The sequence below is a fragment of the Brucella sp. RRSP16 genome (genome assembly GCF_052246815.1).
Classification (GTDB): Bacteria; Pseudomonadota; Alphaproteobacteria; order Rhizobiales; family Rhizobiaceae; genus Brucella; species Brucella intermedia.
Map to the genome: position 1 here is coordinate 196,721 of NZ_JBQQAM010000010.1, position 24,555 is coordinate 221,275.

The window sequence follows — 24,555 nt, forward strand, 5'->3', positions numbered from 1 at the left end:
TTCTCCAGACAGGAAAGGGGAGATGATGAATTTCTCTTTGATGGCGGAGGTCTTTCCATATTTTCTGGAAGCCGCCCTGGTTACCGTCGAAATATCGGCGCTGGCCATTCTTATAGGACTGAGCGTCGGCGCGCTTGCCACAGCAGCGAAGCTATCGCGCTTCTGGCCCTTGCGTTTTATCGGAGCCGCTTACGTCAGCGTGTTTCGCGGCACCCCGTGTCTTCTGCAGCTCTTCGTTCTCTATTTCGGCGGGCCGCAGATCGGCATCAATCTTGAGCCGTTCGCAGCCGGTGCCATTGGCCTCGGGCTCAATATCGGCGCCTATTACGCCGAAGCCATGCGAGGCGCCATTCTGACGGTGGATGCCGGCCAGAACGAAGCTGCCCGTTCCATCGGTTTCAGCAGCGGACAGTCGATGCGCTTTGTAGTGCTGCCGCAGGCAGCCCGCCTGATGATCCGCTCGCTCGGCGTCAACACCGTGATGCTCATCAAGGGGTCCGCTCTGGTTTCAGCGATTTCGGTGGTCGAACTGACGTATACGGCCCAGCGCTTCATCGGCTCGACCTACCGGCCCTTTGAAATCTTCGGGATCGCTGCGGCCATCTACATGGTCCTCATCTATATCGTTGCACGCTTCGTCGATTTCCTCGAAGCCCGCTACGCACTCAAATAGGCGGTGACACCATGCAACTCGATTTCTCCATCGTCCCGCCTTATACCGAACTGCTGATGACCGGCGTCTGGTGGACGCTCATCATCGCTGTGTCCTCATCTATCGTCAGCTTCTTCGGCGGCATCGCGTTTGCCTTGCTCGTCCTTTACGGCAACTGGCTGGTACGGTATCCTGTTCGTTTCTTCATCTGGCTGTTCATGGGCACGCCTCTGCTCCTGCAGCTCTTCCTGCTCTACTATGGCCTCTCGCAGATCGGCATCAACATTCCCGCCATGTGGACCGGCGTTATAGGCCTTGGCCTGCATTTCGCGGTTTATAATTCCGATCTTTTCCGCACTGCGATCCTGACCGTCGATCCGGGGCAGAACGAAGGCGCCCGTTCGCTAGGCTTCGGCAGCGGTCAGACCTTGCGCTACATCATCGTACCGCAGGCCGTGCGCAATGCGCTGCCGCAGGTGGGCAACAACCTGATTGCCCTTCTTAAGGACACGGCTCTCGTGTCGGTAATCGGGATCACCGAGCTGGTGCATGCATCGCAGCAGGCGATCAGTGAAACCTACAGTCCATTTGAATTCTACATCACTGCCGCAGTGATCTTCTACGCACTCAATCTCATCCTGGAAGCCGGATTGCACTGGATGGAAAAGAAAGTCGAGGCTTACCGATGAGCAACAGCAAACCCATGGTGGAAGTGCGCGACGTCCACAAGGCTTATGGCGCACTCGAGGTTCTCAAAGGCATCAACCTGTCGGTCGAACGCGGCCAGATCATTGCCATTATCGGTCCTTCCGGTTCCGGTAAAAGCACGTTGCTTCGCTCCATCAACCATCTGGAAACAGTCAATTCGGGCCAGATTCTGCTTGACGGCGTACAGGTGAACCAGTCGTTGAGCGGACGTGCCTTCGAGCGGCATATCAATGCCGTGCGCCAGCAGATGGGCATGGTTTTCCAGCACTTCAATCTGTTCCCGCATCTCAATGTTATGGAAAACATCACACTCGGGCCTATCAAGTTGAAGGGCAAGAGCAAGCAGGAAGCCCAGGAACTGGCCGTTTCCCTTTTGAAGAAAGTCGGTCTCGCCGACAAGGCTTCCATGTATCCGTCGCGTCTGTCGGGCGGCCAGAAGCAGCGTGTGGCAATCGCCCGCGCACTGGCGATGCAGCCGAAAGTCATGCTGTTTGACGAAGCGACATCCGCGCTCGATCCGGAACTGGTCGAGGAGGTCAATCAAGTCATGAAACAGCTCGCGCAGGAGCATATGACCATGCTGATCGTGACCCATGAAATGCGTTTCGCGGCTGAAGTCTCCGACAAGGTGCTGTTCATGGACAAGGGCGTCGTGGTGGAGGAAGGCAAGCCGGATGTGATCTTCACCAATCCGGAAAATGAGAGAACGCGTGCGTTCCTGAAAAAGCATCTCAACCAGTAAGTGACTTTTTAAAACAGATCATGACCCGCCTGTACCTTGCCCAAGGTACGGAGACGGGGAACTATTGAGCGAGGAAAGACCGTGGCAAGCCCAAATGAATGGAACCCGACGGAACGGGTGCGAGAACTCTCCTATCGCATGGTGAAATGGCCAAGTGAGACCGGAACACGTGACGAGGCATCGTTCGGACCCAAGCTTGCCGAACTTTTGCGCGAGATTCCCTACTTCCAGGAAAATCCTGACGACATTGCTGTCATCGACAGCCACGGTTCGCCAATGACCAGGAATGTCGTTGCGGTCGTTCGCGGCACCGGGCGGCGGACTTTGGCGCTGGCCGGCCATTTCGATGTGGTGGAAACCGGCAATTACCGGGATTTGAAACATTTGGCATTCGAACCCGATGCCTTGCTCGAAGCGCTTCTTGCTGACCTTTCGAGCCGTCCACTTGCACCGAACGAGGAAAAGGCTCTCGCCGATTTCAGGAGCGGAAATTACATTCCCGGCCGAGGCATGCTCGACATGAAAAGCGGGGTCGCCGCAGGCATTGCGGTATTGGAACGTTTCTCGCAACAGCCGGACCGGGAAGGCAATTTGATACTGTTCGCTACACCTGATGAAGAACGCGGGTCGCGGGGAATGCGCAGTCTGCGCGACGCCCTGCCGGAACTTGTCGAACGTTGGGGCCTCGATATCGCTGCCGGTATCAATCTGGATGCGACAAGCGATCAGGGCGAGGGTGCGGAAGGCCGCGCCATCTATCGTGGCACCATCGGCAAACAGCTTCCCTTTGCTTTCGTGGTTGGCCAGCCTTCCCATGCGAGCTATCCGTTCGAAGGTGTCAGCGCGCATCTCATCGCGTCCGAAATCATGCGGGCGGTCGAAGCCAATGCGGCTGTTTGCGATACGGGCGACGGTGAGGTCTCGCCTCCGCCTATCTGTCTTGAAGCACGAGATTTCCGGGGCGGTTATGAAGTGACCACGCCGGAACGGACATGGGTTGCGTTCAACTGGCTGACCCATTCTGTCTCGCCAGATGCCCTCTTTCAGCGTTTCAAGTCGATTGTCGGCGAGGCGCTGGATCGCGCAATCACACATTTCAATGTCGAGGCGGACCGGTTTGCAAAGCTGGTCGGCAGCGAGGCCAACGTCAATCACAAGGGCCGAATTCTGACCACAGCCGAGTTGCGCGAGGAGGTTCGGCGCGTTGGCGGCGATGCAGCGCTGGAACGGATTACAGCCTTGGAATCTGAACTTTCAAGCAGCGACAACCCGCTCCTCATTACGCGCGAACTTGTGGACCGAATGGTCGCGGAGGCGCGCGTTACTGGCCCGACGGTCGTTATCGGCTTTGGAAGTCTCGTCTATCCGCATGTTCGCATGGGAGTTGAAACTGTAGAAGAACAGCGTTTTGCAGAAGCTCTGGAAACCGCACGTGTGGATGCGGAGCGCCAGTTCGATACGACTATCCGGTATCGGGAGATATTTGCCGGTATCTCCGATATGAGTTTCTTCGGCCATGTGCCGGATGCGGCGGATAGTGAGGTCATTGCGGCCAACACACCGGCAGCTCAATTCATAGACCGTGCCAATCCGAAGGCGCTTTCATATCCTGTGGTGAATATCGGTCCTTGGGGCCGCGAGTACCATCAGCGGCTGGAACGGGTCTACGCTCCCTATGCCTTTACCGTGCTGCCGCAGTTTCTCTATGACATAGCCGCGCGCTTCCTCAAGCCCTAGCTGTTGCAAATAGCGCGATGTCCTCACTTTGCCTGATTGACGGTTATAGCGATCATGTGGAGGACATCGTCAGCGCTGCAACCGCGGGAAAGGTCGTTGGCCGGTTTGGCCAGACCCTGAAGCACGGGACCGATGGCCTGCGCGCCACCGATGCGTTGGGCAATCTTGTAGCCGATATTGGCGGCCTCGAGATTGGGAAAAACGAACACGTTGGCGTTGCCTTTCAACGGTGAATCCGGCGATTTTGCGTGGCTGATCGCCTCCACAAAAGCCGTGTCGAATTGAAGTTCGCCATCGATGCACAGATCAGGCTTCCGGTCTCTGACCGTCCGCGTCGCCTGCACCACCTTCGACACGCGCTCATGCGCGGCACTGCCGCCGGTGGAGAAGGACAGCATGGCGACGGCTGCGTCTTTTTCGGTAAGCTGGCGGTAAGAGTCTGCCGACTGAATGGCGATATCGGCAAGCTGTACGGCATCCGGTTCCACCACGAGCCCGCAATCGGCAAAGACGAAAGCGCCTTTCTTCTGATGATAGGTCTGACATAAAAGCATCAGGAAAAAGCTTGAAACAAGCGATGCTCCTTCGGCCTTGCCGATGATCTGCAACACGTGGCGAACCACATCAGCTGTCGTCGCAACCGCACCGGCAACCGTTCCATCGGCATCGTCTTCACGCACCATCATGGCAGCAAAGCCGAGCGGCGTCCTCACCATCGCCTCGGCCTGTTCTTCCGTCATGCCCTTGGCCTGGCGCAGCTGGTAGAGTTTGTGCGCATAATCTACACTTCTATCCGATATCTTGGGATCGATAACTGCAATTGATGATCCATTGCCTACAACGTTTTCGGACCCCATAAGCGTGATGCGGGCAATGCCTTCGCGCTCCGCACGCAGCGCCGCGTCGATTATGCGCGGGTCTTCGCCCTCGGCCAGCACGATGTGACGCGGCCTCGAACGCGCTTTTTCAAAAATCTTTTCTAATGGCAGCATGGAAGTGTGTTTCCCCGGAGTGGCCGGGAGGAAAACCTCCCGGCATCATCGTCAAACCGGCATCTGCTGGCGCATGTCGGCCTTGTCGATGCCCGCCACGACAACCGGTTTTTTCATTGCATCGCGGCGGAACGGTTCGCCCAGTTCCTGGTTGAGCACCACTTCGATGAAGGTGGTCACACCCTTTGCCTGTTCGTCGATCGCCGTCTGCAAGGCTTCGGTGAGCGCCTGCTGGCTATCAACGGTCACACCCTTGAGGCCGCAGCCATCAGCCACCTTGGCGTAGCTCAGGTTCGGATTGAGCTCTGTGCCGACAAAGTTATTGTCGTACCAAAGCGTCGTGTTGCGCTTTTCGGCCCCCCATTGATAGTTGCGGAAGATGACCATGGTGATCGCAGGCCAACCCTTGCGGCCGATGGAGGTCATCTCGTTCATGGAGATGCCGAACGCACCGTCGCCTGCAAAACCGACCACCGGCGTGTCGGGCTGGCCGATTTTCGCGCCGACGATGGAAGGAAAGCCATATCCGCAAGGGCCGAACATGCCCGGCGCCAGATATTTGCGGCCTTGCTCGAAGCTTGGATAGGCATTGCCGATGGCGCAATTATTGCCGATGTCGGTCGACATGATGGCGTTTTTCGGCATGCCGGCCTGAATGGCGCGCCATGCCTGTCGCGGCGACATGCGGTCCTTTTCGCGGTCCCTTGCCTCCGCATTCCACTGTGTGCCGGGATCGTCATCCTCATGATCCATTGAGGAAAGCTGCTGCAGCCAGGCGGACTTGCGCTGATGGATGAGTTGCTTACGCTCATCGCGACCTGTGTTGCCCGCATTGGCTCCCAGTTGATCGAGTATCTGCTGTGCAACCTGCCTGGCATCACCGCAAATGCCGACCGAGATTTTCTTGGTGAGCCCGATGCGGTCCGGATTGATGTCAACCTGAATGATCTTTGCATCTTTCGGCCAGTAATCAATGCCATAGCCGGGCAGTGTCGAAAATGGATTGAGGCGGGTGCCGAGGGCCAGAACAACGTCAGCCTTGGCGATCAGTTCCATCGCGGCCTTCGAACCATTATAGCCGAGTGGGCCTACGGACAGCGGATGGGTGCCGGGAAAGGCATCATTGTGCTGATAGCCGCAACAGACCGGCGCATCGAGCCTTTCGGCAAGAGCAATGGATTCCGGGATCGCGCCCCCGATGACGACACCCGCGCCGTTGAGAATAACCGGGAATTTTGCTTCCGTCAGAAGCTTTGCGGCTTCGGCAATCGCCTCGCGACCGCCGCTCGGGCGCTCCAAACGCACGATTTGCGGCAGGTCAACATCGATGACCTGCGTCCAGAAATCGCGCGGAACGTTGATCTGTGCCGGAGCGCAACCGCGCCATGCCTTCTCAATCACCCGGTTCAGCACTTCGGGAATGCGGGTCGCATCGCGCACTTCTTCCTGATAGCAGACCATTTCCTCGAACAGCGCCATCTGGTCCACTTCCTGAAAGCCGCCCTGACCAATGGTCTTGTTGGCAGCCTGCGGCGTGACAAGCAGCATGGGCGTGTGGTTCCAGTAGGCCGTCTTGATGGCGGTCACGAAGCCGGTCACGCCGGGGCCATTCTGGGCAATGGCCATGCCCATCTTACCGGTCACACGCGTATAGCCGTCGCAGATCAGCGCCGCATTCGTCTCATGTGCGCAATCCCAGAAGGTAATGCCTGCCTTTGGAAAAAGATCAGACACCGGCATCATCGCAGAACCGATGATGCCAAATGCATGTTCTATCCCGTGCATCTGTAGAACCTTAACAAATGCCTCTTCCGTCGTCATTTTCATGGCGCGTACCTTTCCTTGGAATTCAGAGAACTTCGTCTTTCAGCGCATACCAGCGATACATTGCGCGCTGGCCTATGCGCCTGAATGGAGTGAGCATGCCGTAGCTCGGCAACTCGGAGGTGAAGATCGGCAGGTCCAGTCCCTGTCCGCCACCTGTCATCAATTGGGCGACGCGGCGTCCGGCCTGCGCCGAATACATCACGCCATTGCCGCCATAACCCATGGCATAATAGATTTCCTGCGCCGGGTCGGGACGGTAGATGCGGGGCATCATGTCATGGCTGACATCGACCCAGCCCCACCAGGAATAGTCGATCTTGACGCCTTTCAGGGCCGGGAATTTTCGGTAAAGGCCAGAAAGCAGAAGATCGTAGTGCTTCGGGTTTGGAGCATCAGCTCCTGTAATGGCGCTGCGGCTGCCGATCTGCATCCGCCCATCCGGCAGAAATCGGTAATAGTGGCGAAGCGTGCGTGTATCGGTCAGCGGGATGCCCGTTTTCGGACCGCATGCCTCGATTTCCTCCGCTGTCAGCGGCCGCGTGACGATGGAATTCGACAGCACCGGCATCAGCCGGTAGCGGGTGAGCGGATGAAGACCGGGGGAGGTATACCCTGCCGTCGCAAAGCACACCTGTCGCGCCTTGACCGTGCCGTTCGGCGTGTTGAGGTGGAAAACACTGCCGCTCTTGCGGCAACTTAGAACGGGGCTTGAAGTGTGTACCTTCGCTCCAAGCTTGCGGGCAAGCCGGAGATAGCCGAAGGCCAACTTTGCGGCGTGAATGCCCATCCCGTCCGGTTCGTACATCGCACCGCGTGCTTCCTGATCGCGGATGAAGTCGCGGTGGATTTCATCGCGGCTGACCATCCGTGTGCGATAGCCGAACACGTCATTCAGCAGGCGGGATTCCTTCTCCAGCGATGGGAGAACCTTCTCACGATGAGCGATGTAGAGATGACCGCCGTCCTGCGGGTCGCAATCGATTTCGGGTTCGGCAATCAGAGACCGGAAGAGATCGAAACCTTCGGCGATTTCCCTGTGCAGCTTGCGGGCAACGTCCACGCCCCAACGCTCGATCCATTGCGATCGCTTGAGCCGTCCGGCGGAAATCTGCGCCTGTCCGCCATTGCGGGTACTGCATCCCCAGGCCACGCCGTTCGCTTCCAGTACCGTAGCCTTGACGCCATGGTCGCGGGCAAGGTGGATCGCTGCCGAAAGACCCGTGTAACCAGAACCGACGATGACGACATCTGCGTCAACGTCGCCCCGAATGGGGCCGTCATCTTCCGGCGCGGAACCGGCGGTTCCGATCCAATAGGTCGGCGCATAGTCACGGCCTTGTCCCGGCGTTTTTGAGACCACCGGATCATAGGCGGGATCGAATGGTTGGGTGGCCGAGAAACTGTTGAGCGTGTGGGTATCCATATGTCGGTCCTCCAATTCACCGACGGACAATGTTGGGGCTTACGCCTTCAGCAAAGGCCGGTTCTTGCGGAATGCCTGCTTGCGGACGATCTTGCCGCCGCGCTGTGTGAAGAGATCGCAGCCTTCGGCCTCGACGCGCGCGCCGCTGGCATCGGTCCCGCGAAAGGTCCATTCGGATACGGCGCGGTCGCCGCTCACGAAATGCCGGTGTCCGTCCCACCTCACGTCGGGCATGGCAGCCCAAACCCCGGAGAAAGCCTTGGCAATGGCGTCCTTGCCTTCGATGCGGGTGCCGTAGACCTCATCGCCGCCGATGGTGAAGAACACGCAATCATCGGCGAAAAAGGCCATGATCGCGTCGATGTCGTGCCGGTTGAAGGCGTCGAAAAGATCGGAAAAATGTTTCTCTGTGAGTTGCCCTGCGGACATTCGGTTGCTCCCTGCCAAGTCTGGTATGCGTCTTGTTTTCGGGCAAAGCCTGCCCGTGGCGCGGCAGCACTGCCGCGCGGTTGATGTTGCGAACTGGATTTCGGGCGGGTTGTTAATGCGGTCGAGGCATCGTCAGATTTTGCCCTTCCACGGAATAAGCACCTTTTCCAGATAGCGGATCAGGAGGTCGAAGGCGAAAGCGAACACGCCTATGACTATGATGCCCATGATGACGGTGTCGCTTGCCAGAAACTGCGCGGCATTGAGCACCATGAAGCCAAGCCCGCGATGTGCTGCCACCATTTCCGCGGCAACCAGCGTCGTCCAGCCCACACCGATGCCGATGCGCATGCCGGTGAAGATTTCCGGCATTGCCGCTTTCATGATGACCTGGGTTATCACCTGGGTCCGGGATGCGCCCATGGCGTAGGCGGCATGGATCTGTTCCGTCGAGACCGAGCGAACACCGGCTCTCGCCGCAATAGCCATCGGCGCGAAGATGGCGAGGAAGATGAGGAACACCTTCGGAAATTCGCCGATGCCGAGCCAGATGATGATCAGGGGCAGATAGGCAAGCGGCGGCAACGGACGGTAGAACTCGATAATCGGGTCCAGCACGCCGCGAACGAAACTGCTCATCCCCATCATGATGCCGATCGGAATTGCCGTGACACAGGCAATCGCGAAAGCGCCCAATACGCGTCCAAGGCTGGCGAGCGTATGTTCGGCCAGAGTGGAGTTTGCCACACCGTCGGTCATCGCCACCATGAACTTGCCATAGACCGCAAAGGGAGAGGGGAGAAACAGCGGCTTGACCCACCCCATTCCAGTTACGAGAAACCAGAGCCCCAGCAAGATCAGTGCGGTCACAAGGCTGATGAAGCCGCTGTTGCCATCGCCGGGGGCGCCATAGATTTTACCGGGTTTGACTGGTCGTGCCCGAGTGACGAACTCAAGCATGGACCAGTTCCGGGTTTCCTGATGCACGTTCATCGCCATAGATAATCCCCAGAATTGTCTCACGCATCTTGATGAAATCGGGACTGGACTTGACGGCGCGCGCGTCACCGCATTCCAGAAAGCGTCGGTTGAAATCCAGATCGTAGGTGTGAGTGATCCGTCCGGGACGCGGCGACATGACGATCAGGCGCGAACCGAGAAACAGGGCTTCTTCGACGCTGTGAGTGATGAAGAAGAACATTTTGTTGGTCACCTGCCAGACCCGCAACAGCAACTCCTGGATCGTCTCGCGGGTGAGTGCATCGAGCGCCGCCATCGGCTCGTCCATGAGCAGCATCGCCGGATCGCAGGTAAGAGCGCGGGCGATGCCCACGCGCTGCTGCATTCCGCCGGAGAGCTGGTAGATCTTGTGATTATGAAAATCCTGCAGGCCTACCAGGGCCAGGTTTCTTGTGGCGCGTGCGCGGCGCTCTGCCTTCGGCACGCCTTGAAGCTTCAGGCCGAACTCGGTGTTGTCGATGACATTGAGCCAGGGAAGAAGTGCGTGTTTCTGGAACACGACACCCCTGTCGGCGCCGGGGCCGCGCACCTGGCGTCCACCCAACGTGATTTCTCCGGATGACGGGATCATGAAACCAGCCATCAGATTGAGAAGCGTGGTCTTGCCGCAGCCGGACGCACCCAGCGCCACCACGAAATCCCCGCTGTCGATCCGCAGATTGACACCCTTCAGTGCAATCACGGCTTCTTCCACATAAAGACCGGGATAGGTCAGACTGACATTCGATACGTTCAAAGTTTCCATAACGTCACCTTTCGGGAACGAGAAAGCGGTTCCAGCATAAACCAAAGGTTGCATCATTGCAGGAACCGTCTCGGTGCAGCGACTGTCCCTCAAAGACATGCGCTGGTGGAGGCGCTTGAATTACTTCACGTAATTACTTTGCGGCTGCTTCGGCAAAACTGCCATTTACGTTGCCGCTATAGTCGTCCAGAGCCTTGTCGAGCTGTTTTTGATCGACGAGGAATTTTGCGCTCTGGGTGACAGATTTGAGCGCGCCGCTGTCCTTGCCACCGCCGAGCCAGCTCGGTGAGGCCTGTTCTTCCACTGTTGGGAAGGACAACAGTGCGAGCGCGCCGGGTATGTCAGCGGCATTGCCGCCGATCAGCTTGACCATACCCTTCACCTGGTCTGAATCTGCCGTCCACTGGCCACCATTGGCCTTGTAGTCGGCATAGGCATCCTTGAGCACGGCGGTGAAGGCGGTCATGAATTTCGGATTCTCGCTGGCGAAACTCTTGTCGACCACGAGCCCGTCGAAAGTCGGAACACTTTTTGCGCCAATTTCTTCCGAATTGGCAATTTCCTTGCCCGACTTGAGAATTTCGGAAAGAGCAGGGGGCCAGACATAGGCCGCATCGATATCGCCTCGCTGCCAAGCGGCAACGATTTGCGGCGGCGTCATGTTGAGGATTTCCGCATCGCGTGGATTGATCTTCCAGATGTCGTCCATGCCGACGAGAAGATGAAAGTGGGAGGTCGAGACGAACGGCACGCCGATCTTCTTGCCCTTGAGATCTTCCGGCTTCTCGATGCCGGAGCCTTCGCGCGCCACCAGTGCTTCCGACTTGCCGATATTATCGAGGATCCAGAAGAGCTGGAGGTCGACCCCGCGTGTGGCAGCTGCCGCGATGCCTGTCGAGCCGATCACGCCTACCGGCACGTTGCCGGACGCAAGGGCTGTGGAAATATCTCCGCCCGATGCGAACTGGCGCCAGTCGATCTTGTATCCGGCCTCCTTGGCGGCCGCATCGAATTTTCCGTTGGCAATCGCAGTCAGAAACGGCCCTACGATCTGCTGATAACCGACCACGACCGTGGTTTCGGCATAGGCCGCAGACGTGGAAAGCGCTGCTGCGGCTGAAAATAACACCACCCGTTTTATGCTGTTGAAATAGTTCATGGAGTTCCCCTTCCATTTAAGAACCATGTCTGACTTGGTCATGACCGTTGGCGTTTTTCGCCAATCTCCAGTTCCGATTACAAACGATAGCCACGTCATCACATTTGCCTTATATCCAGTTGGAATAGTCAATAAGTCCAGTTTGGCGGCGGCGACGGTGCCGCCGGAGATGCGGACATGTACACACTTTCGCCAGGCCCAATTATTCCATGGGGAAAATCAGAAAGAAGAAACGCTATTGCTAAGTGGAGCATGAAGCGGAAAAACTGACGCAAACCGAGGCGCAGTTGCAGATTTACTAATGGAGCAGGGCTTTGGACGCCGTTTCGCCAACGATATTCTTCATAGACGGCAGCCGAAATACCGGATTGCAATCGCAGATCCGTGAAACCACTGTATCGGCCATTCTGTCTGGGGCCGTTCTCCCGGGCGCGCGCATGCCGTCGACGCGAGGGCTGGCTGATTATCTGAAAGTCTCGCGCCTGACGGTAACGCTTGCCTATCAGGAACTTGTTTCCCAAGGCTATCTGGAAGTGCGTTCGCGCAGCGCCTACCATGTGGCCACGACACCGCCCATCAGTCATCCCGACAGGGATTTCTTGCAGACCCCCGACACCGCTGTTGACTGGTCGTCCAAACTGCGTCCCGGCTTCAATATCGCCAAGACCATCCGCAAGCCGCTGGATTGGCGAAAATACCGCTATCCGTTCCTTTATGGCCAGATGGATCAGACCCTGTTCGACCTGGCCGCATGGCGCGATTGCGCCCGGCGTGCGCTTGCTCGGGAAGATTTCATCCTCATGGCAGGTGATTTCGCCGCGGCGGACGATGTTGAACTTGTCAATTACATCCGCTCCCGTACGCTGCCGAGCCGAGGGATACGCGCGGAGCCGGACGAGATATTGGTTACGGTTGGCGCACAGAACGCGCTTTGGATCATCAGCCATCTGCTTTTGACGCGGAGTTCGCATGTCGTATGCGAGAATCCTGGCCATCCGGATATCAGCGCTACGCTCCATCTGACGGGAGCCCGCGTTACGGCACTTGATGTCGATGAAGGCGGCTTGCCGCCCGAACTTCTGCCGGACGGGATTGACGCGGTCTTCGTTACGCCAAGTCATCAATCCCCCACAGCCGCCACCATGCCCCGGGCGCGGCGTATCGCGTTGCTGGAAGCGGCGGCGGAACGAGATTTCGTCATCGTCGAGGACGATTACGAATTCGAGATGAGCTTTCTCCAGCCACCGACCCCGGCGTTGAAATCGCTCGACCAGTATGGTCGCGTTCTCTATGTGGGCAGCTTCTCCAAATCGCTTTTTCCGGGACTTCGGCTCGGTTATCTCGTCGCCCCGGCTCCCGTCATTCGCGAGGCGAGGGCGTTGCGCGCGCTGATGCTGCGTCATCCGCCCGGACATCTGCAACGAACTGCCGCCTATTTTCTGGCGCTTGGCCATTATGATGCAGTCATTCACCGAATGCGGATCGAATATCACAAGCGTCACATAGCCATGATCGAGGCTCTCGATCGGGAAGGTTTGAAAATCGCGGGCAAGTCCGCGTTTGGCGGTACTGCGTTCTGGATCGAGGGACCTGAAGGCATGGATGCCGACAAGCTCGCACGTGATCTGCGAGAGGACGGCGTGCTGATAGAGTCCGGAGCGCCGTTCTTCTGGAGCGACGACCGGCCATGCCGTTATTTTCGCATCGCCTATTCTTCAATTCCACTCAACCGCATCGCGGAAGGTATAGAACTTCTGGCTAAAAGAATGCGAAAAATCTCTCAATTCAGGAACGGTTGAGTTCAGCCTGCGTTCATGTGGATTGCGATAACGGATTTGTGAAGTCGCCGGAATTTGTCCCAATTCAGTGGGTACCGCTGGCGACGTACGGCGTCCTTGCCTGCGAATCCATGGGCAGACGCACACCAATTCTGCCTTCCAGAAGGAGAAGGATATATGTCTATTCGTTCGAAGCTTCTTGCCACGGTTGCGGTGCCGGTTCTGTCGGCCTCCATTCTCGCGCAGCCCGTGCTCGCAGATACGCTGACGGCTCCAATCCTGTTGGCGCAGGAGAATGGGGACCAGCCATCCGACGAGCAATTGCTGCAACAGCGCGAGGCTGAGGAACAGCAAAAGGCGGCAGAGGAAGAAGCGCGCCGGGCTGAGGAGCAACAGCGCGCTGCCGACGAAGAAAACCGTCGTCAGGCGGAAGAACAACAGCAGAAAGCCGCTCAGGAAGAAGCCCAGCGTCAGGCGGAAGAGCAGAAACGAGCTGCGGAAGCGGAGGCGCAGCGCCAGGCCGAAGAGCAGCAGAAGGCTGCCGAACGAGAAGCACAGAAACAAGCCGAGGAACAACAGAAGGCAGCAGAGCGCGAAGCGCAGAAGCAGGCCGAAGAACAGGCCAAGCAGGCGGCCGAGCAGAAAAAAGCCGAGGAGGAGGCGCAGCGCCAGAGCGAACAACAGCAGCAGAAGGCTGCTGAAGAAGAAGCCCAGCGTCGCGCCGAAGAACAGAAGAAGGCAGAGGAAGAGGCTGCTCGCAAGGATGCTGAACAGCAGGAGCAGACAGCGCCCACCGAAAAACCTGTGAAGGAAGCTCCTGCAAGTGAGCCCGAAGCGAAACCCGAGCAACCCGCACCCGAGAAGCCCGGGAAGGAAGCTCCTGCTCCGCAAGCGGAAAAGCCTGCCGAGCAACCGGCAGAAGCATCTCCGGCGACGCCTCAGCAGAAAGAACCTGCAGAAGAGTCCATCGTTGAGCATCCGGAAGAAGTTCCGCCGCAGGAGCCGAAAGCAACAGAAGCTCCACAGAACGAAGCGCAGCCTGCGCAACCGGTGGAACAGCCGCAATCGACCGACGGCCAGCAAAAGCCTGCGCCGGAAATAGTCGATCAGCGCTCGACCGAGGAAAAGCAGGAGATTGCCAAAGATCCCGCGAAGACCGACGACACAGTTGTCTTGCCGGTTGAAAATGGCGCCGCCATTCTCGACAGCGACAAGGATGCCGACAATTCCGGGGGAAGCCAGTCGCGTGAAGATCGCCGCAAGCAGCGCGAGCAGCAGCGCTCAGCCGAGGAAAATGCCCCGCCACCCGCAAATGATGCGGCGGCGCAGGTCGCTATTCCGGAAGAAGTGAAGGCAGCGCTGCCGCAGAAGATCGAGGCCAATCTCAAGGAAGAAGGCACTCGGATCAAGGAAGCGCCTGTCTTTGCCGTGCCGGAAACCACCAATATCGTCAACAACACGGTGGTGAACAACACAGTCATAAACAATACGACGGTTAATAACGTGACGAACAATGTCACGAACGTCAAAGTGATCGAGGAAGTCGACAACCGCGTCATCCTGGATGTCGGCGACCGTATCTTCGTTCGCGGGGATGACCGCCCGAGGCTACGCCGCGATGCCGAGCAGACTTATTATGATGAATTGCCGCGTGGACGTACCCGCGAAACCATCGTTCGCCCCGGCGGGAACCAGATTGTCACGATCTATGATCGTTACGGCGACATTCTTCAGCGTTCCCGTATCGACCGCGACGGCAACGAATATCTGATGATCTATGCGCCCGAATACGATGACAATCCGCGCGCTTCGATTATCGATGTCGGCTATGAACTGCCGCCAATGCGTCTCACCATTCCGGTGAGAGATTATATCATTGACGTTGCCGACGATCCGGATCGCGATTTCTACGATTTCCTCGCCATGCCGCCGGTGGAGCGTGTAGAGCGCGTTTATACAATCGATGAAGTTCGTCACTCTGCCCGTCTGCGTGACAAGGTGCGCCGCATCGATCTGGATACGATCCACTTCGCGACTGGAAGTGCCGAGGTTTCGATGTCGCAAGCCAAGACCTTGCGCAAGGTTGCGACCGCCATGCAGAAGGTGCTGGCGAAGGATCCTGGCGAGACCTTCTTTATCGAAGGTCATACGGATGCCGTAGGGTCGGACCGCTCAAATCTGGTCCTGTCGGACAAACGAGCTGAGTCCGTCGCCAGCCTTTTGACGGAAGTCTATGATATCCCGGCTGAAAATCTCGTGACGCAGGGTTATGGCGAACGCTTCCTCAAAATTCGCACACAGGCAGCGGAGCAGGAGAACCGCCGCGTCACCATCCGTCGCGTGACGCCACTTGTCCGGCCCGTTGCAAAACGCTGAACGAAAAATAACCGGATGCGAGCCTCGCATCCGGTTATCGCATGGAATTGATCTCGATCAGGCGGTCTTGGGTTGGGCCGCACTTATCTGTGCGAGCAACAGTTCGCTCATCGGACGCGGCTTGACCGCCTCGATCTGGACCATAAGTTCCGCGATTTTTTCGGCGTCGCAGACACCGCACTCATAAATCTGAATGATTTCGCGTGCCATTTCGTCCTTATGGGGAGAGGTGATCGGGCAACGCGCCATTGCTTCGCACGACTTCACATAAGCCGCTTGCAGCTCTTTCAACTCGGCGGGTTTGAAGCGCCCGAAATAGTAATCTCTCGAAAATGGCATTCTATGCATTCCGCATATGGCTGGCCGACCGATCGTCCTGTCAGCCCATAAATCCGTGTGATCCACTATACTAAAATATAGCTGATTGCAAAACTTTATATCGAAGAATTGTTTACTTTATGTAAAATACTCTGTGAGGGCAGGGTGCAAAAGAATTACATGGCAGTCCTTAGTTCGAGCGCTTGCACAACGCCGACAGACTAGACTCGCGAGAGTTCGAGCTTGGCCACGATTTCTGCAATCTTGTCCGGGTCATGTGCACCGGATTCATATGTTCGGATGATTGCTCGTGCGAGTATCTCTTTATCTTCGTGTGTTGTCGGGCAGCGATCCAGAACCGCACAGCAACGGTTATAGGCAACCTGAAGCACCCGAAGGTCTTCAGGTGCGTATGTTCCTTGATATTTGTTACCGCGAAATGGCATTGGGGGCCTCCCCTTCGACTGATTGAACGCCTAATTTAAGGGGAATGCAACTGATCGTTTTATGACAGTGACGCAAGCCACGTTGGACAGTGTTTTCGAAAGCCCCGTTTCATGGGATACAAACAGCGATAAAGTCTGTCTTCCACTTCGTTGGCCTCTAAATCCCGCTGCAAGTGTGTTGAAAGCTGGTTGAAAGCTTGCCTGCGATATCCATTCAAGACCGATAGAGGAATCGGCATCAGGAGGGGCTTGGTTTTGCCGGGCCAGCAGGAGCACTCGGAGGAGCATAGATGAAAATCTCTAGAGATTCATATCGCCATCTGTTTGGCGCAGCCATTATTGGCGGCGCGATGGTAATTGGCGCAAACGCGGCCCATGCCGAAAAACTGACGGTAATCGTTGGTGGCATGGAAAAGCAGATTTACCTTCCAGCCGTGCTGACGGAAAAGCTCGGTTACTTCAAGGATGAAGGCCTTGATGTCGAGCTGATCAATAGTCGCGCCGGCGTCGATGCGGAAAACGAGCTTTTGGCTGGTGCAGCCCAGGCCGTGGTCGGCTTTTACGATCACACCATCGATCTGCAATCGAAGGGCAAGTTCATCCAGTCGATCGTACAGTTCAGCCAGGCGCCGGGTGAAGTGGAACTCGTTTCCAGCAAATATGCCGATCAGATCAAGTCGCCCGCCGATTTCAAGGGGCACACGCTCGGTGTCACGGGTCTCGGTTCTTCTACAGACTTCCTGACCCAGTACCTTGCCATGCGCAACGGCTTGAAGCAGGGCGATTATACGTTGTTGCCGGTCGGCGCAGGCAACACTTTCATTGCAGCCTTCAAGCAGGATGCCGTGCAGGCGGGCATGACCACGGAGCCGACTGTCGCCAATATGCTGAAAAGCGGCGATGCGAAGGTGCTGGTCGACATGCGCACGCCAGATAAAACCATCGAAGCCCTTGGCGGACCATATCCGGCTGCTTCGTTCTACGTGCAGAGCGCATGGCTCGAGACACACAAGGAAGATGCGCAGAAACTTGCCAACGCACTGGTCAAAACCATGCGTTATATCGCTTCGCACAGCGCCGAAGAAATCGCAGACCAGATGCCCAAGGATTATTATGTCGGCGACAAGGACCTCTACGTGAAGGGCCTTGCCGAGGGCAAGGCGCAGTACACGCCGGATGGCCGCATGCCGAAAGATGGTCCTGAAACTGTCCTCAAGGTTCTCGCAACCTTCAAGAAGCCGCTTCAGGAAAAACAGGTCGATCTTTCGAAGACGTTCACGACCGAGTTCGTGGACAAGGCTAACGCAGCGCTTGACGCTGCGAAGTGACCAGCCTGCGACTGACGTTCAGGTAGAACGTCAGTCTCACTGTTTCAACATATTCAGCCGCATTGCAGGCACGCGACAGAGCAATTCTCCAAAACGGAAAAACCGTTTTGGTGCGGGATGCTCGATAACGAAACTGTCGCGTGCGAGCGGTGCCGCATACCCGCGAGGAACCCATGCTGATGGAAGCCCCCAGTACCATTGCGCGTGAAACAGATGGCAACAATGTGCCTGCAATCGCGCTCAACAATGTAACCCGCCGTTTCGTCACCCCCGACGGCAAGATGATGACCGCATTGCGCGACTTCACCATGAATGTTGCGCAGGGCGAATTTGCCTGTGTCGTCGGCCCGACCGGCTGCGGCAAGTCGACGACGCTTAATCTCGTGACAGGTCTCGCCAAGCCAAGTGCCGGTGAAGTTCGTCTGATGGGTAAGCCCATCGAAGGTATCAGCCCTGATATCGGCTTTGTGTTTCAGGCGGATGCTCTGTTTCCGTGGCTCAGCGTCATCGACAATGTGAGCGCGGGCCCGCGCTATCGCGGCATGGGCAAGGAAGAAGCCTATGCGAAAGCGCGCAGCTGGATCGCCCGCGTCGGTCTTGCCCGCTTTGAAAACCACTATCCACACCAGCTCTCCGGCGGCATGCGCAAGCGCGTGGCGCTGGCGCAGACATTCATCAACGAACCGAAAATCCTGCTCATGGATGAACCGTTCAGCGCGCTTGACGTGCAGACACGCACCTTGATGCAGGGTGAATTGCTCGATCTCTGGCAACAGTCTGGCGCGTCGGTCATCTTCGTTACGCACGATCTGGAGGAAGCGATTGCTTTGGCCGACAAGGTTTATGTGCTGACCGCCGGTCCGGCTACGGTCAAGAGCGTCTACGACATCGATATTCCACGCCCGCGCGTCATGGAAGACATCCGCTACGACAGCCAGTTTGTCGATATTGCCAAGGTCATCTGGGACGATCTGCGCGAGGAAGTGCAGATCGGTCAGAAGCGCGCGCTGGCAAGCGGCAACTAATCGGAGAAAATGAAATGACAACACAAACCCTCTCCGCGTCAGCAAACTTGCAGTCCAGTGCAAGTACGGACGAACTTGCACGCACCGAAGCGAAATTTCGCGCTGCAATGCGCCGCCGCCGTGCCGTGGTTATCCTTGTGCGCCTCGCCATTCTGGTCGCCGTTCTGGGTGGTTGGGAACTCGGTGCACGGACGGGCCTGATCGATCCATTCTTCTTCGCGAGCCCTTCCGGTATTGCCGACCAGATATGGATATGGATCACGGAAGGCACGTCACAGGGGCCGCTTTCGGAGCAGATCATCGTAACCCTTGAGGAAACAGCGCTTGGCTTCCTGATCGGTGCGGTTGGCGGCGTCATTTGCGGCATCCTGCTGGGCCGCAACAAGTTCCTCGCCGATGTGTTCTCGATCTACATCAAGATCGCCAATTCCATCCCGCGCGTCGTGCTGGGTTCGATCTTCATCATCGCGCTTGGGCTCGGCATGGCGTCCAAGGTGGCGCTGGCCGTCGTCATGGTGTTCTTCGTCGTGTTCGCCAATGCGTTTCAGGGTGTACGCGAAGCTGATCGTGCGCTGATTGCAAATGCACAGATATTGGGTGCTTCCCGTTCGCAGATCACACGTACCGTCATCGTGCCGTCAGCCATGAGCTGGATTCTGGCAAGCCTTCACGTCAGCTTCGGTTTTGCGCTCGTCGGTGCCGTTGTGGGTGAGTTTCTGGGCGCGAAGAAGGGCGTCGGCCTGATGATCTCAACGGCACAGGGCACATTCAATGCCAATGGCGTCTTTGCTGCCATGGTCATTCTGGCGGTGTTGGCGCTCGTCGTGGAATATATTATCACGCTGATCGAAAACCATCTGGTGAAATGGCGTCCACAGGCGCTCTCCGAACAGGGCAGCTGATAGCCAGACATTTGAACAGCTCAGGCGGCGGGCAGGGTGACAGTCACCGTGAGCCCGCCGCCTTTCGTTTCGGAAAGCGACACATCACCGCCTGCGGCATTGGCCACTTCACGCACGATGGCGAGACCGAGCCCGCTTCCATCTGCCAGAGTGCCCGGAACACGATAGAAACGTTCGAAAACGTGTTCATATTCGCTGACCGGAATACCGGGGCCGTTATCCTCGACCCGTAATTTGATTTTGTGTCCATCTTGATCGATCACAAGCGTGACCGTGCCGCCTTCCGGCGTATAGGTGAGGGCATTGTCCACCAGATTGACGATCATCTCGCGCAGCATGGTTCCATCGCCTGAAATGACCGGCTTGGTCGCTTTAAGCTCGAACCCGAGATCGATCTTGCGGTCGAACGCCTTGCCTGCCAGGCTTTCCAGAATTTGTTGTCCCGCCTCCGCCAGATCAACCCGATCAGCGCGTGGACGCCTGCTGCCCGGTTCGGCGCGGGAAAGCGTCAGCAACTGTCCGGCCAGCCGTGACAGCTGCATGGCCGTATTCTTGATGCCAGCCAGGACATCCTTGCGGTCAGTTTCTTCGGTTGCCCGTTCTGCGAAGCTGGCCTGTGTCGAAAGCGTCGCAAGCGGTGTGCGCAACTGATGTGCCGCATTCTGAATGAAACGGTGCTGCGCCGACATCTGCTTGCGTACGCGTTCCATATACTGGTTCAGCGCCGTGACGAGCGGTCGAAGTTCGGTCTGGACGGTCTGTGGATCGAACGGTTCCAGTTTGGATGTGCGATTGCGGACTTCGTTGCGAAGCCGGATCAGCGGGCGCAACACAAAGCGCAAGCCCAATAGCGAGAGAGCACCGGCAACGATGATGAGCAGCGATTGTTCCAGCACCGAGTTCAGCCAGAGTTCCCGTTGCATGGCGGTGTATCCCGCAAGGGTGACGCCCACGACCACATCGACAGCTTGTGGCAGCGTGGAAGGTGCGGCAACAGGATGGCGCAACACAACCAGGCGCAAGGGGCGGTCGCGATAGATGCCTTCATAATGAAGAGGATCGTAATTCGTGATATCGGCCGGCATGGGCAAGTCGGGAAATCCTGCCAGCAGACGTCCATCGGACGTCTCCACACGATAATAGACCCGGTCCCCATATCCCGTTGAAAACATTTCGAGTGCGACCGGCGGAATGACGGCATCGATGGCATTGTGCGACGCGGCAGTCGCTTCGCCGATGGCGCGTGCAGACGCTGTCAGCATTCGGTCTGATACGATCCCGGCCATGTTTTCCGATGCGCGCCATGCTGTCCAGAGATTGATCCCTGCCACGATAATCAGCGGGATTACGATCCACGAAACGAGTTGGGCGCGCAGGCTTTGGGAGAGGCGGGTGAACAGCCGTTTCATCTCAACTCGCTTCGCGCAGCAGATAGCCCAGACCGCGCAAGGTCACGATCTCGGCTCGGCTGCCCTCCAGCTTCTTGCGGAGACGATGAATGTAGATTTCGATGGCGTTTTCGTCAGTTTCGCTGTCGAAATTGTAGATGCCCTGCACAAGCGCCGTCTTGCTGACCGTGGTTCCGATGCGCCGCAACAGCTGTTCCAGAACTGCATGTTCCTTCGGGGCAAGTGAAAGCGGATCGTCTCCAAGCGAGAATAGCCGGGTATTGGTGTCGAAACGTAAAAGCCCGCAGGTCACAACGGGCGCTGTTCGCTGGCTGGCGCGGCGAAGATGCGCGCGGATACGCGCTTCGAGTTCGCTCAGCTCGAAGGGCTTTGCCAGATAGTCGTCGGCACCGGCATCCAATCCACGGATACGCCCGTCAAGACTGGCATTGGCTGTCAGGATGATGACGGGTACTTCATTGCCTTTGCCGCGGACGTGTTCCAGCACATCCAGCCCGGTTTTGTCGGGAAGGCCGAGATCAAGAATCACCAGATCGTACTCTGTGAAGGCGAGCGCCTGTTCTGCATCAGCAGCGTCGTGCACTGTATCGACGCTATAGTTTGACTGTTGCAGGCTTTTTGCCAGCCAGTTTGCGAGGGTGAGATTATCTTCGACGAGCAGGATACGCATGGCTGACGATGATAGCGGTTTCAGTCCCGGGTCAAGAAGCTTGGCTCGTAAATCGATGAATCAGATGAATATCTTCGGGTTCGCGCTCGAAGAGCAGCGGATCCGGCCTGATTGTAACTTTCGCGCCCTGTTTCATATAAAAATCGATTGTTCGCCGCGTGGGGGTCGCTGAAATATAAAAGCCTTCAGATCCGGCTTCCTTAGCAACGGCCATGCTGCGCCGATAGAGTTCGCCTGCAAGGCCCAATCCGCGGACGGCTTTATCGACATGCATGAAACCAAGCTGATGTAGTTCTGGATAGAGGCCGACAGGGCGCACATCCGTAACCGCAACGGCAACCAGTGCACCATCCGCTTCAGCACCGAGAAAAACCCCGCCGTGGTCGTAGCAGTCGAGCAGGATGGGCGTGTAGATTTCCGCTTCGCCTTCCGGCCAGCCGCGCACATCGTAGAACTGCGGTTCCAGCACGAGCTGGTCGTCTTGCAGGCGATACATTTCCTCAATGATTTCGCTGCGGTCGATTTGCCAGATGTCCGTCACTTCGCTTCTTCCGAGCGGACGCATAGCGAAATCTGCGAGCTTCTTTGTCTGTACCATGAACGTTGCCCCGGAAGTTCAGTTCGCGGAACGAACTATCGTTTCATCCATGGATACTCAAGGGCAGATACTCAAAGCAACAGCCCCGTAAAAGCGACGTTTTTCCAATTTGCCACATGAAACGTGCCATATTGCAAAAACCGGCGATAATTTTGACCACTATCGCGGCTACTCCTCGCCATTCGTCTCGGGTACTGCTCAGTACAGGTGCGAGGAATATTGAGGCGTGTGGGAGGCCAGAAGCCAACTTCAATCGGATTGACGGTACCTGAACGGCAAACAGAGGGCTGAAAACCGCCCGAAAATTTGCAATTTTGCGTCAACTCTCCGATCTGCCCTTGCGGGAGCGGGGCCTGAGTTCTATCAGCATCATCAAAAATTACAGCACACGGAAGGATCGGCAATTGCGATGCCGAAACCTCCGGAGGCCCGCCAGTTTCTGACATGGCGGGGAAATGAGCGATGGAGCCAAGTTGAAAAACCATCACGATATCTGGGATATTGTCGACGCCAAGAGTGCCGCATATTTCGAACTGAGCGATACGGTTTGGGATAATCCGGAAACCAACTATGAAGAATACAGATCGAGCGATGCCCACGCGGCGATGCTGGAAGCGGAAGGGTTTCGCGTCGAACGCGGCATTGCTGGATTGCCGACGGCTGTAATGGGCGAAGCTGGCGAGGAAGGGCCGGTCATTGCCATTCTTGGTGAGTTCGATGCCCTGCCGGGTTTGAGCCAGGTATCGGGACTGGCAGAAGAGAAGCCTGTCGAAGCAGGCGGTCACGGACATGGTTGCGGCCACAATCTGCTGGGTGCGGGATCGCTGCTCGCTGCTGCTGCCGTGAAGGATTATCTTGCCGCACAGGGCATCAAGGGACGCGTGCGTTATTATGGTTGCCCGGCGGAAGAGGGCGGTTCGGCAAAGGGCTTCATGGTTCGCGAAGGACTGTTCGACGATGTCGATATCGCCTTCTGCTGGCATCCTGCGCCTTTTGCGGGCGTAAACGATCCAGTCTCGCTCGCCTGCAATGAAATCAATTTTCACTTCAGCGGCCGTGCGGCCCACGCTTCGGCAGCACCGCATCTCGGACGCAGTGCGCTTGATGCGGTCGAACTGATGAATGTCGGCGTGAATTATATGCGCGAGCATATGCCGTCCACGGCGCGCATTCATTACGCTGTAACCGATACAGGCGGCTTTGCGCCGAATGTCGTGCAGGCCAGGGCAACGGTCCGTTATCTCGTTCGCGCCCGCAGCCTGCCGGAAATGCAGACGCTTCTCGAACGCGTCAAGAAAATTGCCGAGGGCGCCGCGCTGATGACCGAAACCACGGTGCGCAGCGAGATCGTTAGCGGCGATGCGGATCTGATCGGGAACACACCGCTAGAACAGCTGATGCAGATGCAGCTTGAGCGTCTCGGACCACCGGACTTTGACGATCAGGACCGCGAAACGGCAAGCCGCTTCCAGAAGACGCTTTCCAGGGAAGATATTTCCGATGCCTTCCGCCGCTTCGGTGTCGAGCCCAAGGACGGCCTTTCGCTTTGCGAAGACATCTATACGCCTTATAAGGGCGACAACACCCTCGTCGGCTCCACCGATGTGGGCAGCGTGAGCTGGGTAGTGCCGACCGTGCAGATGCGCGGTGCGACCTGCGCAATCGGCACGCCGCTTCATTCGTGGCAGATGGTGGCTCAGGGCAAGCTGCCGGCAGCGCACAAGGGCATGGCGCATGCTGCAAAGATCATGGGTAGCACGGCCATCGAACTGTTTCGCGATCCGGCACAGATCGAGAAAGCAAAGCAGGATCACGAGAAACGGCTCGGCGGAACCGTTTTCGTCAATCCGATTCCAGACAGCGTTCAACCCGCTCTGCCCGAAACCGCAAAATGATGCAGCGAGCAGACAGATTCTGAAAATAGAAATGACATTCATTCCCCCAATTCCAACAAGGCCTGACGCATCATGAAGCAGATGGGCTTTCTCGATATTCTGAGTTTCGGTCCTGACGGCTGGGGCTATGTGCTGATGATGGGCGCACTGGTGAGCGTAGCCTTGGCGGTTCTGGGCTTTCTGCTCGGCGCGGCCATCGGGGTGTTCGCTGCCTGGGCGAAGATTTCCGGCGGACGCACGCTGCGCACCGTCGCTGACGGCTACACCACGATCATTCGCGGCATTCCCGATCTTCTCGTCATCTATCTGTTCTATTTCGGCGGCAGCGCCGCCGTTACCGCCATCGGCAAATATTTCGGTGCGGAAGGTTTCGTCG

The 24,555-nt window shown here is 57.2% G+C and carries 22 protein-coding genes; 11 read left to right on the top strand and 11 right to left on the bottom strand.

Translation table 11 applies throughout. The features are described from left to right. Positions 1–25 precede the first annotated feature (25 nt). The 4 genes from ACS5UA_RS16980 (at position 26) to ACS5UA_RS16995 (ending at position 3,839) form a co-directional block, all read left to right on the top strand. On the top strand, positions 26–673 hold the full coding sequence (locus ACS5UA_RS16980) for an amino acid ABC transporter permease (protein ID WP_006471742.1): 648 nt from the start codon (positions 26–28) through the stop codon (positions 671–673). An 11-nt stretch (positions 674–684) separates the two neighbouring features. Then, positions 685–1,341: an amino acid ABC transporter permease gene (locus ACS5UA_RS16985; RefSeq protein WP_021585617.1), complete on the top strand. Its 657-nt coding sequence runs from the start codon at positions 685–687 to the stop codon at positions 1,339–1,341. After that, positions 1,338–2,102 carry an amino acid ABC transporter ATP-binding protein gene (locus ACS5UA_RS16990; protein WP_006468764.1) on the top strand — a complete coding sequence of 255 codons (765 nt, stop codon included), beginning with the start codon at positions 1,338–1,340 and terminating at the stop codon, positions 2,100–2,102. Before ACS5UA_RS16985 ends, ACS5UA_RS16990 begins: the two co-directional genes overlap by 4 nt. Before the next feature lie 138 nt (positions 2,103–2,240). After that, positions 2,241–3,839: a M20/M25/M40 family metallo-hydrolase gene (locus ACS5UA_RS16995; protein ID WP_081252482.1), complete on the top strand. Its 1,599-nt coding sequence runs from the start codon at positions 2,241–2,243 to the stop codon at positions 3,837–3,839. A gap of 23 nt (positions 3,840–3,862) precedes the next feature. Here ACS5UA_RS16995 and pta read toward each other — a convergent pair whose 3' ends face one another. The 7 genes from pta to tauA form a co-directional block, all read right to left on the bottom strand. Then, positions 3,863–4,831, bottom strand: coding sequence for a phosphate acetyltransferase (pta, locus tag ACS5UA_RS17000; RefSeq protein ID WP_241083968.1), 969 nt, complete (start codon positions 4,829–4,831; stop codon positions 3,863–3,865). A gap of 51 nt (positions 4,832–4,882) precedes the next feature. Continuing rightward, positions 4,883–6,658 (bottom strand): sulfoacetaldehyde acetyltransferase, encoded by a 1,776-nt coding sequence (xsc, locus tag ACS5UA_RS17005; protein ID WP_021585614.1) that lies wholly within the window; start codon positions 6,656–6,658, stop codon positions 4,883–4,885. Between the two features lie 22 nt (positions 6,659–6,680). After that, entirely contained in the window at positions 6,681–8,081 is a 1,401-nt protein-coding gene (locus tag ACS5UA_RS17010; protein WP_021585613.1) for an NAD(P)/FAD-dependent oxidoreductase, read from the bottom strand. A gap of 39 nt (positions 8,082–8,120) precedes the next feature. Continuing rightward, a complete protein-coding gene (locus tag ACS5UA_RS17015; RefSeq protein ID WP_063620434.1) occupies positions 8,121–8,510 on the bottom strand; it encodes a nuclear transport factor 2 family protein in 390 nt (129 codons plus the stop codon). A 132-nt stretch (positions 8,511–8,642) separates the two neighbouring features. Continuing rightward, entirely contained in the window at positions 8,643–9,470 is an 828-nt protein-coding gene (locus tag ACS5UA_RS17020; protein ID WP_006471746.1) for an ABC transporter permease subunit, read from the bottom strand. Next, positions 9,463–10,275 carry a taurine ABC transporter ATP-binding protein gene (locus ACS5UA_RS17025; protein ID WP_006471747.1) on the bottom strand — a complete coding sequence of 271 codons (813 nt, stop codon included), beginning with the start codon at positions 10,273–10,275 and terminating at the stop codon, positions 9,463–9,465. The genes ACS5UA_RS17020 and ACS5UA_RS17025 overlap by 8 nt, the downstream gene beginning before the upstream one ends. A gap of 133 nt (positions 10,276–10,408) precedes the next feature. Further along, positions 10,409–11,434 (bottom strand): taurine ABC transporter substrate-binding protein, encoded by a 1,026-nt coding sequence (gene tauA, locus ACS5UA_RS17030; protein WP_021585610.1) that lies wholly within the window; start codon positions 11,432–11,434, stop codon positions 10,409–10,411. Positions 11,435–11,748: 314 nt separating this feature from the next. On the opposite strand from tauA, the gene pdxR reads away from it, so the two are divergent. Further along, positions 11,749–13,233 carry a MocR-like pyridoxine biosynthesis transcription factor PdxR gene (pdxR, locus tag ACS5UA_RS17035; RefSeq protein WP_021585608.1) on the top strand — a complete coding sequence of 495 codons (1,485 nt, stop codon included), beginning with the start codon at positions 11,749–11,751 and terminating at the stop codon, positions 13,231–13,233. Positions 13,234–13,389: 156 nt separating this feature from the next. Continuing rightward, entirely contained in the window at positions 13,390–15,588 is a 2,199-nt protein-coding gene (locus tag ACS5UA_RS17040; protein ID WP_063620433.1) for an OmpA family protein, read from the top strand. A gap of 57 nt (positions 15,589–15,645) precedes the next feature. Here the strand turns inward: ACS5UA_RS17040 and ACS5UA_RS17045 are convergent, their stop codons facing one another. After that, positions 15,646–15,927: a hypothetical protein gene (locus tag ACS5UA_RS17045; RefSeq protein WP_021585606.1), complete on the bottom strand. Its 282-nt coding sequence runs from the start codon at positions 15,925–15,927 to the stop codon at positions 15,646–15,648. A 715-nt stretch (positions 15,928–16,642) separates the two neighbouring features. Here ACS5UA_RS17045 and ACS5UA_RS17050 point away from each other — a divergent pair. The 3 genes from ACS5UA_RS17050 to ACS5UA_RS17060 all read left to right on the top strand — a co-directional run bounded on the left by ACS5UA_RS17050 (position 16,643) and on the right by ACS5UA_RS17060 (position 19,607). Next, entirely contained in the window at positions 16,643–17,680 is a 1,038-nt protein-coding gene (locus tag ACS5UA_RS17050; protein WP_075041449.1) for an ABC transporter substrate-binding protein, read from the top strand. A gap of 173 nt (positions 17,681–17,853) precedes the next feature. Beyond that, entirely contained in the window at positions 17,854–18,705 is an 852-nt protein-coding gene (locus ACS5UA_RS17055) for an ABC transporter ATP-binding protein (RefSeq protein WP_075041448.1), read from the top strand. A 14-nt stretch (positions 18,706–18,719) separates the two neighbouring features. Then, complete coding sequence (locus ACS5UA_RS17060) at positions 18,720–19,607, top strand: ABC transporter permease (protein WP_006468779.1); 888 nt, start codon at positions 18,720–18,722, stop codon at positions 19,605–19,607. A 20-nt stretch (positions 19,608–19,627) separates the two neighbouring features. Here the strand turns inward: ACS5UA_RS17060 and ACS5UA_RS17065 are convergent, their stop codons facing one another. From ACS5UA_RS17065 to ACS5UA_RS17075, 3 genes are read right to left on the bottom strand one after another with little or no spacing between them, the layout of a single operon-like run. After that, the gene (locus tag ACS5UA_RS17065) at positions 19,628–21,016 is read right to left on the bottom strand and encodes a sensor histidine kinase (protein WP_075041447.1); all 1,389 of its coding nucleotides are present in this window, start codon (positions 21,014–21,016) and stop codon (positions 19,628–19,630) included. A gap of 1 nt (position 21,017) precedes the next feature. Next, entirely contained in the window at positions 21,018–21,686 is a 669-nt protein-coding gene (locus tag ACS5UA_RS17070; RefSeq protein ID WP_075041446.1) for a response regulator, read from the bottom strand. A gap of 31 nt (positions 21,687–21,717) precedes the next feature. Further along, positions 21,718–22,284, bottom strand: coding sequence for a GNAT family N-acetyltransferase (locus tag ACS5UA_RS17075; RefSeq protein ID WP_075041445.1), 567 nt, complete (start codon positions 22,282–22,284; stop codon positions 21,718–21,720). 455 nt (positions 22,285–22,739) lie between these two features. Between ACS5UA_RS17075 and ACS5UA_RS17080 the strand changes: the two genes are divergently transcribed. Beyond that, positions 22,740–24,179 carry a M20 family metallopeptidase gene (locus tag ACS5UA_RS17080; protein ID WP_075041444.1) on the top strand — a complete coding sequence of 480 codons (1,440 nt, stop codon included), beginning with the start codon at positions 22,740–22,742 and terminating at the stop codon, positions 24,177–24,179. Between the two features lie 72 nt (positions 24,180–24,251). After that, the coding region (locus tag ACS5UA_RS17085; RefSeq protein ID WP_443101529.1) for an ABC transporter permease subunit at positions 24,252–24,555 on the top strand (304 nt) is incomplete at its 3' end.